The organism is Streptosporangium sp. NPDC000239 (assembly GCF_040300765.1).
Lineage (GTDB): Bacteria > Actinomycetota > Actinomycetes > Streptosporangiales > Streptosporangiaceae > Streptosporangium.
In genome coordinates, this window is record NZ_JBEPEI010000018.1 from 68984 (window position 1) to 86095 (window position 17112).

General features: G+C 68.8%; 15 protein-coding genes and 1 pseudogene. 13 read left to right on the forward strand and 3 right to left on the reverse strand.

From position 1 onward, the window contains the following. The 3 genes and pseudogenes from ABT340_RS33120 to ABT340_RS33130 form a co-directional block, all read left to right on the forward strand. Nucleotides 1–311 (forward strand): annotated as a pseudogene (locus tag ABT340_RS33120) (hypothetical protein); the annotation flags it as partial. Between the two features lie 209 nt (nucleotides 312–520). Continuing rightward, a complete protein-coding gene (locus ABT340_RS33125) occupies nucleotides 521–661 on the forward strand; it encodes a hypothetical protein (protein ID WP_352014821.1) in 141 nt (46 codons plus the stop codon). Between the two features lie 107 nt (nucleotides 662–768). After that, nucleotides 769–1419 (forward strand): hypothetical protein, encoded by a 651-nt coding sequence (locus ABT340_RS33130; RefSeq protein ID WP_352014822.1) that lies wholly within the window; start codon nucleotides 769–771, stop codon nucleotides 1417–1419. Nucleotides 1420–1515: 96 nt separating this feature from the next. Here the strand turns inward: ABT340_RS33130 and ABT340_RS33135 are convergent, their stop codons facing one another. Continuing rightward, nucleotides 1516–2676 (reverse strand): PucR family transcriptional regulator, encoded by a 1161-nt coding sequence (locus tag ABT340_RS33135; protein ID WP_352014823.1) that lies wholly within the window; start codon nucleotides 2674–2676, stop codon nucleotides 1516–1518. A 282-nt stretch (nucleotides 2677–2958) separates the two neighbouring features. Here ABT340_RS33135 and ABT340_RS33140 point away from each other — a divergent pair, with 282 nt between their 5' ends. Genes ABT340_RS33140 through ABT340_RS33165 form a run of 6 tightly spaced genes read left to right on the forward strand, consistent with a single transcriptional unit; the run spans nucleotide 2959 to nucleotide 11691 of the window. Continuing rightward, nucleotides 2959–3747, forward strand: coding sequence for an alpha/beta fold hydrolase (locus tag ABT340_RS33140; RefSeq protein ID WP_352014824.1), 789 nt, complete (start codon nucleotides 2959–2961; stop codon nucleotides 3745–3747). A 25-nt stretch (nucleotides 3748–3772) separates the two neighbouring features. Then, nucleotides 3773–4633 (forward strand): VOC family protein, encoded by an 861-nt coding sequence (locus ABT340_RS33145; RefSeq protein ID WP_352014825.1) that lies wholly within the window; start codon nucleotides 3773–3775, stop codon nucleotides 4631–4633. A gap of 23 nt (nucleotides 4634–4656) precedes the next feature. Further along, the gene (locus tag ABT340_RS33150; protein ID WP_352014826.1) at nucleotides 4657–6426 is read left to right on the forward strand and encodes an FAD-dependent oxidoreductase; all 1770 of its coding nucleotides are present in this window, start codon (nucleotides 4657–4659) and stop codon (nucleotides 6424–6426) included. 6 nt (nucleotides 6427–6432) lie between these two features. Further along, nucleotides 6433–7986 (forward strand): FAD-dependent monooxygenase, encoded by a 1554-nt coding sequence (locus tag ABT340_RS33155; RefSeq protein WP_352014827.1) that lies wholly within the window; start codon nucleotides 6433–6435, stop codon nucleotides 7984–7986. Continuing rightward, a complete protein-coding gene (locus tag ABT340_RS33160; RefSeq protein ID WP_352014828.1) occupies nucleotides 7983–10031 on the forward strand; it encodes an acetate--CoA ligase family protein in 2049 nt (682 codons plus the stop codon). Before ABT340_RS33155 ends, ABT340_RS33160 begins: the two co-directional genes overlap by 4 nt. Then, a complete protein-coding gene (locus ABT340_RS33165; protein ID WP_352014829.1) occupies nucleotides 10012–11691 on the forward strand; it encodes a (2,3-dihydroxybenzoyl)adenylate synthase in 1680 nt (559 codons plus the stop codon). The genes ABT340_RS33160 and ABT340_RS33165 overlap by 20 nt, the downstream gene beginning before the upstream one ends. Before the next feature lie 219 nt (nucleotides 11692–11910). On the opposite strand, the gene ABT340_RS33170 is transcribed toward ABT340_RS33165, so the two are convergent. Next, nucleotides 11911–12279, reverse strand: coding sequence for a VOC family protein (locus tag ABT340_RS33170; RefSeq protein WP_352014830.1), 369 nt, complete (start codon nucleotides 12277–12279; stop codon nucleotides 11911–11913). Nucleotides 12280–12342: 63 nt separating this feature from the next. On the opposite strand from ABT340_RS33170, the gene ABT340_RS33175 reads away from it, so the two are divergent. Next, a complete protein-coding gene (locus ABT340_RS33175; protein ID WP_352014831.1) occupies nucleotides 12343–12825 on the forward strand; it encodes a MarR family winged helix-turn-helix transcriptional regulator in 483 nt (160 codons plus the stop codon). Between the two features lie 218 nt (nucleotides 12826–13043). Here ABT340_RS33175 and ABT340_RS33180 read toward each other — a convergent pair whose 3' ends face one another. Continuing rightward, a complete protein-coding gene (locus tag ABT340_RS33180) occupies nucleotides 13044–14174 on the reverse strand; it encodes a serine hydrolase domain-containing protein (RefSeq protein ID WP_352014832.1) in 1131 nt (376 codons plus the stop codon). A gap of 190 nt (nucleotides 14175–14364) precedes the next feature. Between ABT340_RS33180 and ABT340_RS33185 the strand changes: the two genes are divergently transcribed. The 3 genes from ABT340_RS33185 to ABT340_RS33195 all read left to right on the forward strand — a co-directional run bounded on the left by ABT340_RS33185 (nucleotide 14365) and on the right by ABT340_RS33195 (nucleotide 16997). Continuing rightward, nucleotides 14365–14865: a hypothetical protein gene (locus ABT340_RS33185; RefSeq protein WP_352014833.1), complete on the forward strand. Its 501-nt coding sequence runs from the start codon at nucleotides 14365–14367 to the stop codon at nucleotides 14863–14865. 779 nt (nucleotides 14866–15644) lie between these two features. After that, nucleotides 15645–16226, forward strand: a complete 582-nt coding sequence (locus ABT340_RS33190) for a hypothetical protein (RefSeq protein WP_352014834.1) — start codon at nucleotides 15645–15647, stop codon at nucleotides 16224–16226. A gap of 222 nt (nucleotides 16227–16448) precedes the next feature. Then, nucleotides 16449–16997, forward strand: a complete 549-nt coding sequence (locus ABT340_RS33195; RefSeq protein ID WP_352014835.1) for a DUF2199 domain-containing protein — start codon at nucleotides 16449–16451, stop codon at nucleotides 16995–16997. The last annotated feature ends 115 nt before the right edge of the window (nucleotides 16998–17112 follow it).

Sequence of the window (17112 nt, forward strand, 5' to 3'; positions counted from 1 at the left end):
GCGACGGAACCGTACGAACCTGGAACACCGACGGCACCCCACGAGCCACCCTCACCGGCCACACCGGCGGAGTGAACGCCGTGGCGATCTCCCCAGACGGCTCCTGGCTGGCCAGCGCCTCCGACGACGGGAGCGTGCGGATCTGGGCCATCAGTGATGACCCGTCATGCATCGCCGTCGTACGTGGTGAAACAGCGATGTTCGGCCTGTGCTGGAGCGAGCCGAACATCGTGATCGCCGGTGGAGCACGGGGCATCTCCATATTCAAACTGTCCACCCCGAGCGGCCGAGGAGCCCTGTCCCGTTCCTAGCCCGAGAGAGGCCTTTCGCGTACGGAGGATCGGGGCTTCGAACCCGGATGGGCGGCAAACCCGGACGTGCTCGTTCAAACGTGGTTCCACCGGCCGGTGGTCCGGGTGGTACCGCTTCGGCACCGCGAAGACAGCGCCTGCCACGGAAACGACAGTGGACAGCGTGGGCCGGGGCAGGCAGGCTGATCGCCGACGATGAGGGAGAGACCATGAATCTCGGCGTTTCAGGCATGAGCTTGATCTTCATGCTGTTCGGCGCTTTCATTCAGTTCCTGGTCATCTATTTCGCCGTACGCCTGGCTCTGAAGCATGACCGTGAACGGTCCGGGCGTGATTGGCCGCACAGATAGTTCCCCCGAGAGCGGAACAGCCAACGCCAGGCACAGCACGTGAAACGGCTGGGGCCACAGGCGGGACGGCCAGACCTACGGCCCCGCACGAGGAAGCCCTGAGAGATATGGATCATGACATCACCGACGTTCCTCAAGGGCTCACTCGTAGGGCCCGCGACTTTGTCAAAATTCATGGCTTCCGGGTGAGACCTTCGAAGGGCGATCGATTTCGGGACAGGTGGATCGCGTTAGGCATCCCGGCACACGAGATCGATCGGGCCGCGGAGTACGAGGCTCGTTGGGGTGGATTCGCGCTCCCGCCGGCTCCGCATTACGAGGGTGGTCCCCGGGTTCTGTCTTCGGATATTCCGGAAGGTTCACCGGCCGAAGGCTGGTGGTTCGACGCGGGCGGACAGCGGACGTCGGTTCCCTACGCCTTCATGATCGGTCCTGGTGATGAGTTCGGTATTCACAGCGAACTCTGGACCCCTCTGCACGCGACCGTCGAGGGCTGGGTGGAGTCGGTCGCGCTGGCCTACCACGCGTCGATGTGGGCCACGAAAATCACGAAGATCACAGGCGACGAGGTTGAAGCGATCCAGCTCGAAGGTTATGAGCCCGTACAGGAGGTGGCAGGGCTGGCGGACACCTGGTGGAGGGGACCGGACTCGCTTGTGGCGATCTACAGAGGAGAGGCGGAGTGCCTTTCCGCTCCTGCGTGCCGGACCGCGTTCGTCTATACGGGCCTGGATCGCTGGGGTCTCCACGGTGGCTGACCCGCTGATCGAGAAATACGGGCGTGAGGTGAAGCCGGCCCTTCCCGGTGACGACCTCGAACGACGCCAGGCGCACGGTTCCGGGTCGCGGACGTGTCACCTGTGCGGCCACAGGCCGGCGAGGCGGGCGATGCGGAGGCCGGCGTGCAGTTCCAGGCGGGTCGCCCCGTCCGTGATGTCGCAGCCGATGATCTCGCGGATGCGGTCAAGCCGGTAGTAGAGCGTGCTGCGGTGGATGCGCAGACGCCGCGCCGTACCCTGGATCTCGCCGCCGCTGTCGAGGTAGCCCTCCAGGATCGTCGCGAGTTCGGCACCCTGGGGCGCGCCCAGCAGGCGTCGCACTCCGGCGGGGAGCTGGCTCGCTGTCAGCCGGTCGAGCGGCAGTTGCAGGAACAGACGGTCGATGCCGAGGTCCTCCCAGAAGACCCGCCTGCCGTAACGACGCCTGTCCAGCCGGGAGGCACGGAGGGCGAGCCGGGCCTCGTGGTAGGAGTCGACCGCCTCCGGCAACGACGGTTTCACGCTGCCCACACCTGCCACGACCTCCTCCAGATCGTGGTCGGCGAGGGCGCGTTCAAGCCTGTCGTGGTTGACCGGACGCGGAAAGAGAACGATTCCCTCGGCTCCGAGAACGGCACCGACGATCTTCACGGTCGTCGATCTCATGGTGAATTCGAGGGTCGCCTCGACGGCAAGTCTCGTCACCGACCTTGAGGACGACTCAGGGGCCTGGAGGACGAGAACCGAGTAATTCTCGACGTCATCGATGAGGTTTTCCCGCACGAGGGTCTCCGCCGCCGCCGAACGGGCCTCCGGCGATTCTCCGAGCAATGCCGAAAGCAGGTTCTTCGAATTCTCCTTGTCGTGCCTCCGCTCGGAGATCCGCAGTGAGAGCAGCGCGCCCATTTCCGGCGCGGCGGATTCCAGTACTTCGAGATCGTCGACGCGCGGCGCCTCCCGATCCTCGACGTAGTAGACGTAGCCGAGCAGCTGCTGTTCATGACGCAGCGGCAGGACGACCAGCTCCCCGCCGGCCTGAGGCACCCGCACACCGTGCTTCACGTAGCGTAGCCGATGCCCTTCCACCAGCGAATTCGTCACCGGCGCCGTCGAGCCCGCGAGCAACCGGGCGAGCCGGGCCAGCCGGGCGTCGGTGTCGTGGACGCTGAACGCCGCGATCTTCAGGTCGTGGTCGAGCACCACCAGCGCCACGCCGAGACGGTCAGCCAGGTCCTGGACGGCGTCATCAAGGCTCACAGGGGTTGCTCCTCTCCTGCGACACAACGTCGGATCAACACCGACAACTAACGACACATCGTACGAAGCGCATCAACGTGGTGTCTGTCTACGGTGGTGCGACAACGCACAAGCTAGCAATACCAGGGGCGAAAGAGGCAAGTCCCGCCGTCGCCTGGCAGGCCCGATCCCGGCCGTTCACCGATCAACGCACCATCCTGAGCAATGCCCGTGCGTGACAGGAAGGAGCCCATTCCAGTGACCGAGCGCACCGTCGAAACCAATGGCTATTCCACTTTCTTCTTGGAAAGCGGGGAGGAGAGCCACGAGACCGTAATTCTTCTGCACGGCGGCGGCCCCGGCGCCAACGCGGGGTCGAACTGGAGCAGCTTCATCCCCGCGCTGAGCGACGACTATCACGTGGTCGCCCCCGACCTCGTCGGCTACGGCCGCACCGACCACCCCGAGGACATGCCGGGCAGCCTGACCGGATGGATGCGCATGCGGGTCGAGCAGGTGCTCGCCCTGATGGACGTCCTCGGTGTCGAGCGGGCGCACCTGGTCGGCAACTCGATGGGCGGCGCCCTCGCCATGCACCTGGTGATGACGGCACCGGACCGTTTCGCCCGGATCTCCCTGATGGGCAGCGCGGGCGGGCACTCGCAGCCGACGCCTGAGGTCATGCGGATGGTGTCCTTCTACAAGGACCCGACGATCAGCGCGCTGGAGAACCTCACCAGGTGGTTCGTCTACGACGAGGACGCCCTGGGCACGTCGATCTCGGAGATCACCGAAACGCGTTACAAGGAGGTCATGCGGCCCGAGGTGCGGCGTTCCTTCGAGCGCTTCTTCTCCTCCTCCCCCGCCGAGATGGCCGTACCGCCGTCCGCGCTGCGCCGGATGCCGCATCCGTTCCTCATCGTGCACGGCCGTGAGGACCGCTTCGTCACCCCCGACTCCAGCGTCTTCCTGCAGCAGCACCTGCCCAACGCGCAGCTGCACGTCTTCCCGAAGTGCGGACACTGGGTGCAGATCGAGCGCACCGCCCAGTACGCGGCACTGCTGCGCGGCTTCCTCACCGACGCGTTCTGACCCCGTACGACTAGGAGAGCACAGCATGGACATCAAGCAGCTCGGCTACCTTGGCCTGTCCGCGCGTGAGCCGGACGCCTTCACCACCTACGCCACCGACATCCTCGGCATGCAACGGGTCGAGGGAGAGGACGGCGCCACCCACTTCCGCATCGACGACATGCACCACCGCATCACCGTCGAGGCCGGAGAGCAGGACGGCGGCGCCTACTACGGCTGGGAGGTCGCCGACGGCGACGCGTTGAGCGCCGCGCTCAACGAGCTGAGCGACCACGGCGTCGTGGCCCACGAGGCGACGCAGCGGGAGCTGGAGATCCGGCGCGTGGCCGGTATGGCGCACTTCCTCGACCCCGCGGGCAACCGGGTCGAGCTGTTCCACGGGGCCTCGCTGGGCGAGGGGCGGTTCACCTCGGCACGGGACATCGAACGGTTCGTCACGGGTGACCTCGGCCTGGGCCATGTCGTACTCGCCAGCCCGGACGTGGCGGCCCAGCAGCGGTTCTACACCGACGTCCTGGGCTTCAAGATCAGCGACACGATGCGGGTGCCGTTCCAGGCGACGTTCCTGCACACGAACCCGCGCCACCACAGCATCGCCTTCGTGGACGGCCCGTTCTTCGGCATCGACCACCCGTTCCTGCACCACTTCATGCTTGAGGTCCCCGACATGGACCAGGTGGGCCGGACCTACGACCTCGTGCTCGACCGCGACGTCCCGGTCACCATGACGCTCGGACGGCACAGCAACGACCAGATGTTCTCCTTCTACGCCGAGTCCCCCGTCGGTGTGCACACCGAGTTCGGCAGCGGCGGCGTCCTCATCGACGACGAGACCTGGCAGGTCACCGAGATCCCCGGCCCCGACCTCTGGGGCCACCGGCACTGACCGCACCTTTTTGGAGCCATGACATGGATACCCTCACCCCCGTCGTGGAGACGGACGTACTGATCGTCGGGGCCGGTCCGGCGGGAGCCACCGCCGCGGCGCTGCTCTCGACGTACGGCATCCCCAACGTGGTGCTCAACAAGTACCCCGGGGTCTCGAACACGCCCCGCGCGCACATCACCAACCAGCGCGGCGTCGAGGTGCTGCGTGACCTCGGACTGGAAGGGGAGGTGGTCAAGAACGCGACTCCGCAGCACCTGATGGGCGAGCACGTGTACGCCACGAGCCTCGCCGGGCGGGAGCTCGGCCGTCTGCGCACGTGGTACACCCATCCCCACTTCAAGGCCGAGCACGACCTCGCCAGCCCGTGCTCCGTGTGTGACCTGCCGCAGCACGTGCTGGAGCCCATCCTGGTCAACGCCGCCGCCTCACGGGGGTCGTCCGTCCGCTTCAACACCGAGCTGCTGACGTTCACACAGGACGACGACGGCGTGACCGCCCTGGTCAGGGACAGGCTGACCGGCCAGGAGTACGGCATCCGCAGCAAGTACCTGATCGGCGCGGACGGCGGCAACTCGACGGTCGCCGCGCAGGCCGGCCTGCCCCTGGTCGGCAAGATGGGGCTCGGAGGCTCGATCAACGTGGTGTTCGAGGCGGACCTCACCCGCTTCGTCGAGCACCGTCCGGGCGACATGTACTGGTTCGTCCAGCCGGGCGTCGGCCACGACGGCAACGGCATCGGCGTGCTGCGCATGGTGCGTCCGTGGACCAAGTGGGTCGGCGTGTGGGGCTACGACGTCAACGCCGGGCAGCCCTCGCTCACCGAGGAGGACGGCGTCCGCATCGCGCACCAGCTGATCGGCGACGACCAGGTGCCGGTGAAGGTCGAGTCGATCTCCACCTGGGCGGTCAACGACGTCTACGCGACCGACAACATGGTCGGCCGGGTCATCTGCGTCGGCGACGCCGTACACCGGCACTCGCCCATGAACGGCCTCGGTTCGAACACCTCCATCCAGGACAGCTACAACCTGTGCTGGAAGCTCGCGATGGTGTTGCGCGGCGAAGCCGCACCCACGCTGCTCGACAGTTACCGCGACGAGCGGCTGCCGGTCGCCAAGCAGATCGTCCAGCGCGCCAAGCGCAGCGACGGACTGATGCCGCCGATCTTCATGGCGCTGCGCCTGCCGCCCGCCTCCGGCGCGCAGGAACTGCACGACGCCCTCGACGCCCTGCTGCAGCCGACGGCCGAGGGCGGCCGGCTGCGGCAGGAGTTCGACACCGCGCTGCAGGACACGATCATGTGCTTCAACACGCACGGCGTCGAGACCAACCAGCACTACGCGTCCGCCGCGATCGTGCCCGACGGCACCCCCGAACAGCCCGCGCCGCGTGACGAGGAGATCTACTACTTCGCCTCGACCCGTCCGGGACGCCACCTGCCGCACGTGTGGCTGACCAGGGACCAGCGGCGCGTCTCCACCTTCGACCTGTGCGGCCGGGGCCGGTTCACCCTGCTCACCGGCATCGACGGCGCCGCCTGGCGGGAGGCGGCCGAGCGCGTCGCCAAGCGCCTGGGTGTGCCCATCCGGGTCTGGTCGATCGGCCGCGGCTGCGACTACGAGGACGGCTACGGCGACTACCGCACCCTTTCCGAGGTCGCGGAGGACGGGGTTCTCCTGGTCCGCCCGGACCACATGGTCGCCTGGCGGTCCGCCTCCGCGGTGGACGATCCGGAGGCGGCGCTGGGCGCCGTGTTCGGCCAGATCCTCGGCCGCACGACCAAGGAGTAGTGGGCCATGCGCATCGCGGTGGTCGGCGGCGGCCCCGGCGGGTTGTTCTTCGCCGCACTGATCCGGCAGGCGGACCCGTCGTACGAGGTGACCGTTTTCGAGCGCAACCGCGCCGACGACACCTTCGGCTTCGGGGTGGTCTTCTCCGACCGGACCCTGGAGGCGATCCACGAGGCGGACCCCGTGCTGCGCGAGGCCCTGGCCGAGCACGGCAGGCACTGGGAGGACATCGAGGTCCGGCTGAAGGGCGAGCGGATCAGGTGCGGCGGCAACGGCATGGCCGCGGTCGTCCGGCGCACGCTGCTCCTGATCCTGCAGGAACGCGCCCGCTCCGTCCGGGCGGACCTCCGCTTCTCCACCGAGGTGACGTTGGACGACCTGGCGGGCTACGACCTGGTGGTCGCCGCCGACGGAGCCTCCTCGCGGATCCGCGAAGCGCTCGGTCCCGACCTCGACTCACAGGTGGAGACCGCCTCGGCCAAGTTCATCTGGTTCGGCACCGACCACCTCTTCGACGGGCTCACCTTCGTCCACGAACGCGGCCCTGACGGCGTCTTCGCGGTGCACGGATATCCCATCTCCGACACCATGTCGACGTTCATCGTGGAGACCGACGAGGCCTCCTGGCGGCGTGCCGGTCTCGACGCGTTCGACGTGAACCAACCTCCCGGGGCGAGCGACCTGCGCTCCAAGGAGTACCTGGAGAAACTGTTCGCCGAGCAGATCGAGGGCGGACGGCTGCTCACCAACAACTCCCGATGGGGCAACTTCCGCACGCGCCGTACCCGCCACTGGTACGCGCTGGCCCCACGGCCCGTCGTCCTGCTCGGCGACGCCGTACACACCGCGCACTTCTCCGTGGGTTCCGGCACCAAGATGGCCATGGAGGACGCCGTCGCGCTCTCGCGGGCGCTGGTCGGGAACCCGGGCGACCTCGCGGCCGCCCTCGCGAGCTACGAACGGACGGCCAAGCCACCGGTTCTGCGCATCCAGGACTCGGCGCGGCCAAGTCTCGCCTGGTGGGAGAACTTCGGCGACTACCACGACGCCCTTGAGCCGTGGCAGTTCGCCTACCACTTCATGTCCCGCAGCATCTCCGACGCACGGCTGGCCAGGCGTGCGCCGCAGTTCACCGACTCGACCCACCGCCGGTGGCGGGACCTGCACGGCGCCGACCCGCTGGAGACGCGCTTCGAGGTGACCGGCTGGTCGGCGTCCGGCCGGCTGCTCGACGTCGTGGCCGGAGCGGACGGTGCCCCCACGGCCGTCCTGGGGGAGAGTGATCTGCCGCTCTCCACGGTTCCGCTGCCCGGCGCGTGGGGCGCCCTGCTGGAGGCGCCGGACGACGAGGCCGACCTGCCCCACCTGTCCGGCTTCACCACCGGCGCGGTGCTGGTCGCCGTACACGGTGGCACGGCTCTGACCCGCACCCGGCTGTGCGAGGAGGTACGGATGCGCACAGGACTTCCCGCGCTGCTGATCGAGCGGGATCACGACCGGGACCGGGCACTGACCACGGTGCTCTCCGGTCGCGCTGACCTGGTCGGAGTGCTCACGTGAACGATTCCGGCCCGCTGGGCCCGCTGTTCGCCCCCCGGGGCATCGCGGTCGTCGGCGCCTCCCGCGACCCGGGCAAACTCGGCGCCGCCATGGCTCGTTCACTGTCCGGCTTCGACGGATTCCTGGCACGGGTGAACGCGCGCGACGACACCATGTACCCGTCCGTCGGCGCCGCCGCCGCAGCGGGACCCGTCGACCTCGCCCTGCTCTGCGTCCCCGCCGCGGCCTGCGCCGACGTGCTCGCGGAGGCGGCCGCCGCGGGCGTGCGAGCCGCCGTCGTGTGCGGCGGGGGGTTCGCCGAGGCGGGCGGCGCCGGAGTCGGGCACCAGCGACGGCTCGGCGCCATCGCCCGGGACTCGGGCCTCCGGCTCCTCGGCCCGAACACCAGCGGCTTCCTCGCTCCCCACGCGCGGGTGACCGCCAGCTTCGTCCCCGGCGTCCACCGGGTGGCACCTGGCGCCGTCGCCGTCGTCGCCGCCAGCGGCGGCGTCAACCACGCCCTGGCGTTCGCGCTGACCGAGGCGGGGCACGGCGTCAGCCTCGCCGTCGGCCTCGGGAACGGAGCCGACGTCACGGCTCCCGACGTCCTCGACCACCTCGCCGACGATCCCCGCACCGCCGCCGTCGCACTGCACGTGGAGTCGGTGGCGGACGGTCCCCGGCTGGTCGCGAGCGTGCGCCGCCTCACCGCGACCCGGCCGGTCGTCGCCCTGGTCGTCGGCCGTCACGACGTCGGGGCCTTCGCCGAGTCCCACACCGGGGCGCTCGCGACCTCGTGGCGCACGACGCGCGCGGCCCTGGCCCAGGCGGGTGCGGTCCTCGTCGACGACGAACGCGAACTCGTCGACGCCGTCGGCGCGCTCGCGGTGACCCGGGGCCGTCCCCACGCCGCCCCGGGGGTCGGCGTCGTCACCGCCCAGGCGGGTCCCGGCCTGCTGCTCCTCGACGACCTGCGAGGTCGCGGGGTCCGGGTGCCCGAGCTCACTCCCGGCACCCGCGAGACCCTGGCCGGGCTGCTGCCGCCGCTGACCTTCCAGCGCAACCCGGTCGACACCGGCCGTCCCGGACCCGAGCTGGGAGCGGTGTTCGCCGCCGTCGGCGCCGATCCCGGCGTCGACGTCCTCGCGGGCTACGTCCTGCACGAACCGGACGCGGTCGACGTCGTCGCCGCGCTCACCAACGGCATGACCGCGGACGTCCCCGTCGTCCTCGGCCTGGCGGGCGTGGGCGAGGAGGTCGTCCGCGACCGCCGAGCCCTGCGCGAGTCGGGCGTCGCCGTGGTCGACGACGCCCGTGGCGTCGCCGCGGCCACCGCCGCGCTGCTGGCCGACGCCCGAGCGCGTACGGCCCGCCCCGCCGTCTCCACCCCGTGGGCGGCGCCGACCGGCCTGGCCGCCCGATACGACGAAAACGCGGGCAAGGACCTGCTCGAACAGCTGGGTGTGGCGACCATGCCGCGCCACGCCTGCGCCGACCGGGCCGCGGCCCACGCCGCGTTCGACCTCGTCGGGGCTCCGGTGGCCGTGAAACTGCTGGACGCGGACGTCCTGCACAAGACGGAGATCGGAGGCGTGCACCTGGGCGTGTCCTCCCACGCCGACCTGGACGCCGCACTCGACGAACTCGACGCGGCGGGCGCGCGCCGCTATCTGGTCGAGGCCATGGCGCCCGCCGGGATCGACCTGGTGGTCGGCGCCCGACGCGACGTCGTCTTCGGACCCGTGGTGCTCGTGGGGCTGGGCGGCACCGTGGCCGAAGCCCTGGCCGACGTCGCCATCAGGCTCGCCCCGGTCTCTCCCGGCGAGGCAGCCGGCATGCCGTCCGAACTGACCGGGCGGGCCCTGCTCTCCGGGTGGCGCGGCGGCCCCGTCCTCGACTCCGACGCCCTCGGCACGATCGTCTCCAGGCTCGGCGACCTGCTCGTCGCCAATCCGCTCATGGAGGAGATCGAGGTCAATCCGCTACGGCTCACGCCACAAGGTCTCATCGCGCTTGACGCCGTCATCCTCACCAGGAAGGCCGACGATGCCCACACCGATCACTGAGCACACCGTGCCCTGGCCCGAGGCCGACGTCACCCGCTTCACCGAGGAGGGCCTCTGGGCCGGGGCCGCGATCGGCACCCTGCTGCGGGAGGTCGCCGACCGCGACCCGGACGCCACGGCGCTGACCGACGGCACCGGGCTCCGCCTCACCTACGGCGAGCTGGCCGACCGCGCCGACGCCGCCGCCGTACGCCTGCGTGGCCTCGGCATCGCCCGGGGCGAGCGGATCGTCATGCAGCTGGGCAACTCGTGGGAGTTCGTCGTCCTCCTCCTGGCGTGCCTGCGCGCGGGCGTCGTGCCCGTGATGGCGCTGCCCGCCCACCGCCGGGCCGAACTCACCTATCTGGCCGTCCATTCCGAGGCCGTGGCGATCGCCGTCCCCGACCGGACCAAGGACTTCGACAACCAACGGCTCGCCCACGACCTCGCGGCCGACGTACGCGCCGCCACCGGGGCCGGATGGCGGGTGCTGGTCGCCGGGGACGACATCGAACCCGGAAGTGTGGACCTGCGGAGCCTGTGCGGCCCGCCGACCGACCGGGCCGGCTTCGACATGCCCTCTCCCTCCTCCCGGGACGTGGCCCTCTTCCTCCTTTCCGGGGGCACGACCGGCATGCCCAAGCTCATCGCCCGCACCCACGACGACTACGCCTACAACGCCCGGGCCAGCGCCGAGGTCGCCGGGGTCACCTCGGAGTCGGTCTACCTGGTCAGCCTGCCCGCCGGGCACAACTTCCCGCTCGCCTGCCCGGGGATCCTGGGTGTACTGCTCGCCGGAGGGCGGGTGGTCATGCTGCCCTCGCCCGAGCCGGTACGGGCCTTCGCCACGATCGCGGCGGAAGGCGTCACGCACACCGCGGTGGTGCCCGCGGTCGCCGGCCGCTGGCTGGAGCGGGCGGCCGAGCACGGTGCCGGACAACTCGCCAGTCTGCGGGTCATCCAGGTGGGCGGCGCCCGCCTCGCGGACGAGCTGGCGTACAAGGTGAAGCCCGTGCTCGGGGCGACGCTGCAGCAGGTGTTCGGCATGGCGGAGGGGCTGCTCAACTTCACCCGCCTTGACGACCCCGCCGAGACGGTGTGCACCACGCAGGGCCGTCCCCTGTCGCCTTTTGACGAGATCAGGATCGTGGACGAGCAGGACCGGGACCTGCCGGACGGTCAGGCCGGGCTCCTGCTCACCCGCGGGCCGTACACGCCTCGCGGGTACTACCGGGCGGCGGAGCACAACGCCCGCTCCTTCACCGACGACGGCTGGTTCCGTACGGGTGACATCTGCCTGCGCACGCCCGAGGGTGACCTCGTGGTGGCCGGTCGCGACAAGGACATGATCAACCGTGGCGGGGAGAAGATCTCCGCCGAGGAGATCGAGAACCTCGTGTACCAGCTCCCCTCGGTGAGCCAGGTCGCCGCCGTGGCCATGCCTGACCCCCTGCTGGGGGAACGCGTGTGCCTGTACGTCGTTCCGCGGGCCGGGGAGACGGTCACTCTGGAGGAGATCCGCGGGCAGATGGAGAGCGCGGAGGTCGCCCGCTTCAAGTTTCCGGAACGGCTCGTCGTCGTCGAGGAACTCGCCTGGACCAAGGTCGGGAAGATCGACAAGAAGGCCCTGAGAGCCGACATCGCCGACCGCCTCAAGGCGGAGCTTCCGGGCGGCGTCTGAGCGTCCGGTCGTCTCCGGGGCTTCTCGGTAACCCCTGAGCGTCCGGTCGTCTCCGGAGCTTCTCCGTAACCCTTGAGCGTCCGGTCGTCTCCGGAGCTTCTCCGTAACCCTTGAGCGGCCGGCCATCTCCGGAGCTTCTCGGTAACCCCTGAGCGGCCGGTCGTCTCCGGAGTGCGGAACCCGGTCCGTGACGACGCGGTCCGGGGCCGGTTCGGCTTGTCAGGCGCGGTCGTGGAGGGTGACGTGGTAACCGTCGGGGTCCGCGAAGGTGAACGTCCGGCCGAAGGGGCCGTCGATCGGCGCGGAGACGACGGTGTGACCGTCGGCGACGAGAGCGTCGTGGATGGCCTGGACGTCGGTGGCGTGGAGCCAGATCGCGGCGCCGATGCCGGGCCGGGCGACGGACGCGAGATCGGTGCCGGGAACGACGTCGCGGAGCGCGAACGCGATCGGCTTCGTCTCGAAGACGACGGCGTGCGGCGGCCCGGCCTGCGAGCGGACGAGGCCGAGGTACCGCTCATAGAACGCCCGTGAAGCGTCAAGGTCGCGCGCCTGGAGCGAGATGAAGTCGGGGCCGGTGACGGGCATGGTGGTGCTCCTTCTCTCCGTGTCAGATTCCTGACACGGAGCAATGTATGTCAGAATTCTGACATGAGTCAAAACGGCCCCGGCGTTGACCTGGACAAATCACTGGGCTACCTGCTGAAAGAGGCTTCGAGCGCCCTGCGCGTGGCCATGGAGGAGGTGCTGCGGCCACTCGGGATGAGCGTGACGCACTACTCCTGCCTCGAACTGCTGGCCCAACGACCGGGCTTGTCGAACTCCGAGCTCGCGCGGGGCGCGTTCGTGACACGGCAGTCGATGAACGTGCTGCTCCAGGCCCTGGAACGGGACGGCTACGTGACCAGGCCCGCGGAGGCTCCCGTCGGGAAGGTCCTTCCCACACGGCTCACCCCTCGCGGCCGGCGGAGCCTGGAGAAGGCGACCGTGGCGGTCCGGGCCGTCGAGGTCAGAATGCTGGCCGGCCTGACCGAGACCGAGCAGTCAGCCGCGTTCCTGATCCTGCGGAGCATGATCCACTCCCTACGCGACAGCGACGGCGACGTAGGTTGCGCCGACGGACGTGGTGCATGAGTTTCCCCGGCCAGATGACATGGCGCCGCGAATGAGGACGGCCATCGCATGATCCTTCGGGATGGCGCGCCTCGATGTGAGCGCACGCCGGGAAGGGGCCGGGTTCTCCTTCACCACATGAACGGACGGGCGACACGGCACGGAGGCGTCGACGTCAGTCGCTCCTTCCCGGCCCCGGTCCCGTTGATCATTCTGGGCCGAGGCCGGGCCGCGCCCCCTCAGGAGCAGAAGGCGGAGTCGATCATCTTGCTGAAGGCGGCCATGTCGGCCGGGGACTGCTTCTGGTTGACGGAGAGGGCCATCTTCGTGCGGCCGTCCAGGGTGGTGAAGGCGCTCGTGAGATAGCCCGGAATGCCTCCGTTGTGACCGATGATCTCCCGCCCGCACGAGGTGGACATGGAGATCAGGCCGAGGCCGTAGTCCCCCGGCTGGATCTTGATGGGAACGGTCTTCCTCATTTCGGTGAACTGGGCGGGCTTGAGGAGCTTGCCGGTGACCAGGCCGTTGAGGAAGGTCGTCAGGTCCGCCGTGGTCGTGATCATCGCTCCCCCGGCGCCGGCGATGCTCGGGTTGAGCCGGGTCACGTCCACGTACTCGCCGTCGCTCTTGTTGAGGTATCCGTGGGCGTGCGGCCCGGGGATGGTCGTGGAGTACGTCGGCGCCGAGGTGCCGCGCAGCCCCAGCGGCTTGATGACGCGCTCGGTGACCTCACTCTGCCAGCTGTGGCCGGTCACCGCCTTGATCAGCATCCCGACCACCACATAGCCGGTGTTGGAGTAGGAGAACTTCGTGCCGGGCTCGAAGTCCAGCGGCCTGGTCAGCGCGGTCCTCACGATGCCCTCGTCGGTGAACCGGTTGAAGCGCAGCTTCAGGTAGGCGTCACCCGACGTCGGGAACTCCTTCATGCTGGTGTAGTCGGGTATCCCGGCGGTGTGCTGGAGGATCATCCGTACGGTGATCTCGTTCTCACGCGGCAACAGGCCGGGCAGATACTTGCCGATGGGGTCGTCCAGTCCGATCCGGCCTTCGCCGACCAGCTGCAGCACGGTCACCGAGGCGAAGGCCTTGGTGACGCTGCCCATACGGAACGACCCGTTGGTCGGTACGGGACGCCCGCCGTCGACCGTGGCCGTTCCCGAGCGCAGGACGCTCTGCCGGTCTCCCTCGCTGAGCCTGGCCTGCACTCCGACCGCGGTACCGGTACGCACCATCGCGTCCATCGACCTCTGGAGCGAGGCCGTGGTGCTCGGGGCGGGCTTCTGCCCGGCGTGCGCCGGGACGGAGAAGAGGGCCAGACCCGTGGTGGCGAGGGCGAGAGCGGCGGCGGCTTTGGACGGGGTGGTGCGCATGAGGAGGTTCTCCCGGTAGGTTCTCGCGCCACGTCGGCGCTGGTCACAACGCTAGGAGGGCAGACCTCGGCGAACGATCCCGCCAGGGAGACAGTAAGGGAGGAGGCGGACCGGTCCGCGACGGTAGGGACGTCCCTACCGTCGCGAACCGGCGGAGCCAGCGCGCCCTGCGGACCGGCAGGGGTGGGACGTGCCCACTTCCGTCACCCGGGAGCTCCTCGAACGCCCCGCCGCCGAGCTGACGGACGCCGACCTGGCTCGGCTGGGCAAGGCCTTCCTCGACGACATCGGCTTCGCGCCGACCTTCGCCCTGGAACCGGACCTGCTGGTGCCGCTGGAGGAGGCGCTGAAGGTCGTGGAGCGCGACGTCCGCGCCGCGGGGATCACCGGGACGCTTCGGATGGTCGTCCCCGACCGGGACGCCATGGGTCTGGCACGGGTGGAGTTCCGGGGCATCTGCCACGGCAGCGGCCTCGGGCCCGGCGGGGACGCCCAACAGGTGCTCCAGTCTGTGGCCGACGCCACCCAGGACGTGGTCGTGGAGGCGACGTGGAAGATGTGGCCCGCCTGTCCGGTGCACGATCGGTGCCTGCTCGCCGAGTTGGAGAACGAGATCGCCGTGTGGCGCTGCACGAGCGGCGGAACGCACACCGCCGCACCGGTGGGCGAACTACCGCCCCAACGCCGTTAACGGCCCGCTGATCCGCTGGCTTTTCCCAACAAAGCATCCCCGTCGTAGCTTGCGGCCGTCGGCGTCGTGAGAGCAGACTGGTGGCTCAGCAGCCTGAGAGGGCTCGCGATCAACCACCCCTCGTGGCCCGGCCTTATTCTCATCACCCCTGAGGGTTCGTGACATGTCGACGGGGGCCAGCAGCACCAGGGTGGCGTCTGAGGTCCTTATCACCCTTGCGAGGGTTCGCAACTAGGCGAACGCAAGCATCTACGCCACCGGGTTGCGTCCTCATCGCCCTAGAAAAGGGTCGCAACCCGGCAGGCGGGGCACCGCCCAGGCCTGATCACCCTGCGAGGGGTCGCGACCTGGTGCGGCCACGATGCCGCTCGCCGCCGACGTTTCCATCAAGATCATCCCCGATGATCCTCGGCCACGCGACCGCAGCCTTCACGAGCGATGTCCACCCCTCAGCGGCCGAGAAACGCAGGAACAGGCGACGAGGGCGACCGCCGCGTTCGTGCCACACCAGAAATGGAACACGCCCGTTCGTGCCCTCAATGTGGCCCCGGCTCGGTTCGGAGTCGTCCGAGCCAGCGGCCTCCCGGGTGACTCCTAGAGTGGGAGTACCGACGGTTTTACAGCTCGTGACCGTTCCCGTCCATGCAATGCCCCTGACCCGTGGCGCCTCTTGTTTGGCCACCACACCATCAAGATCATTTCACGCATATTGCACGAGCCCCAAGAAGCCCATGTCATCTCCGTGCGGCTTTCGCCGAGCTTCCATCCACAATGGACCAATGCGAGGACCGTGGGTACACACTGGCCGGCTCTGGACGAACGGCGATCCGTTTCTCGCCGTCGATGCCTCACTGCGCGACGCGTGGCGTGGGTTCAGCGACGACCAATACGACGACATCGTGGATCTCGGCCCGGAGGACACCAGCATCCCGGTTGGAGCCGGCCAGGCGGCTCTCGTCGGCGCGGACGGAGTCGTCGGTGACGACAGCTGGATGGAGGTCTTTCAGGCAGAGGATGGCGGTATCGCCGTCGTGCAGGCATCCAGTCCTGACTACCCACGTACGTTGACACAGGCCCTCGGCTACCCGGACACCGACGATGAAGACGGTGCCCCGCTCATCGTGCACAGCGGCGAGATCGCCTTGTTCAGCGCCGCGTGCGACGGTACCGGGCCACACTCGCAACGCCTGGTGCCCGCCCGGCCAGGACCGGTGCCATCAGTAAACGGGCGACCGCCGCACGGGGCCGATCCAGGTCTTCTGATAACGACGACGTATACAACGTTCGCGTTCAAGGTGCGCTGGTGCACCCAGCTAGACGAAGAGAGCTGCTTCGCCCGGTGGCTGCTGGCTCCTGCATGAACCTTGTGATCAGTAGATCCCGAACGATCTCCGGGATCGTTCAGAGCCGTTCGCTGTACTGCTCGTCGAACTCCCGCCATTCAGATCCGTCCGACTCGGTTCGTGATCGTCCGCCCGGATGGCTCCCAGAAGGCTGGCCGATCACCTTCTTCCTGCTTGCTCTGTCATTCCGCGCAACCAGGCACGCGACAGAGGCTCCGCCGACAAACAGACGAAGCCTCCATGATCATCGAAAGCAAGAGTATGGACGAACTATGGAAGGGTTCGGATATGACCGAACGGGACGGCTCCTCCTCCGGAGGGGTGTGCGCATGCGGGTCTCCGCTCGATGAACGTGATCGCCAGATACGCTTTCGGCTACCCGATCCCGTGTTGGACCTTGATCCTGCCGATCTCGAAGCTCGCAGGTGGGGCAACGACGTCATGATGGCGGTCGAGGGAGTGGGGGCGTTCGTCCGATGCCTCTTGCCGGTCAAGCTTTCGCACGGGTTCTCGGCCACCTTCGCCCTCTGGCTCGCCGTGCACCCATCAGACCTGCGGACCGCCTATGAGGTGTGGACAGCGCCGGAGTACGCCGATCTAGAGCTGACCGGCTTCATCGCCAATGCCGTCGAGCCTTGGGGCGCAGAGCTTTTGGCCGCTCCCGCACATGCCACCGTGAAGGATCCGGAACATGTGCCGTACATCGTGGAGACCCCCCATGAACTGCTGGGCCAGGTAATCACCAATGAGTGGCCACACCGCGAGGTGCTGAACGCGATGCCGCGATAGTCCGTTGATGTCTCCGTGGCAATCCCCTGAAACCGTGGAGACTTTTCTATGCGGCGACGAGCTGCTGACGTCTCGCCGTGGTAGCCCCTCGGGCGGCGGCCATCTGGTGTTCGTA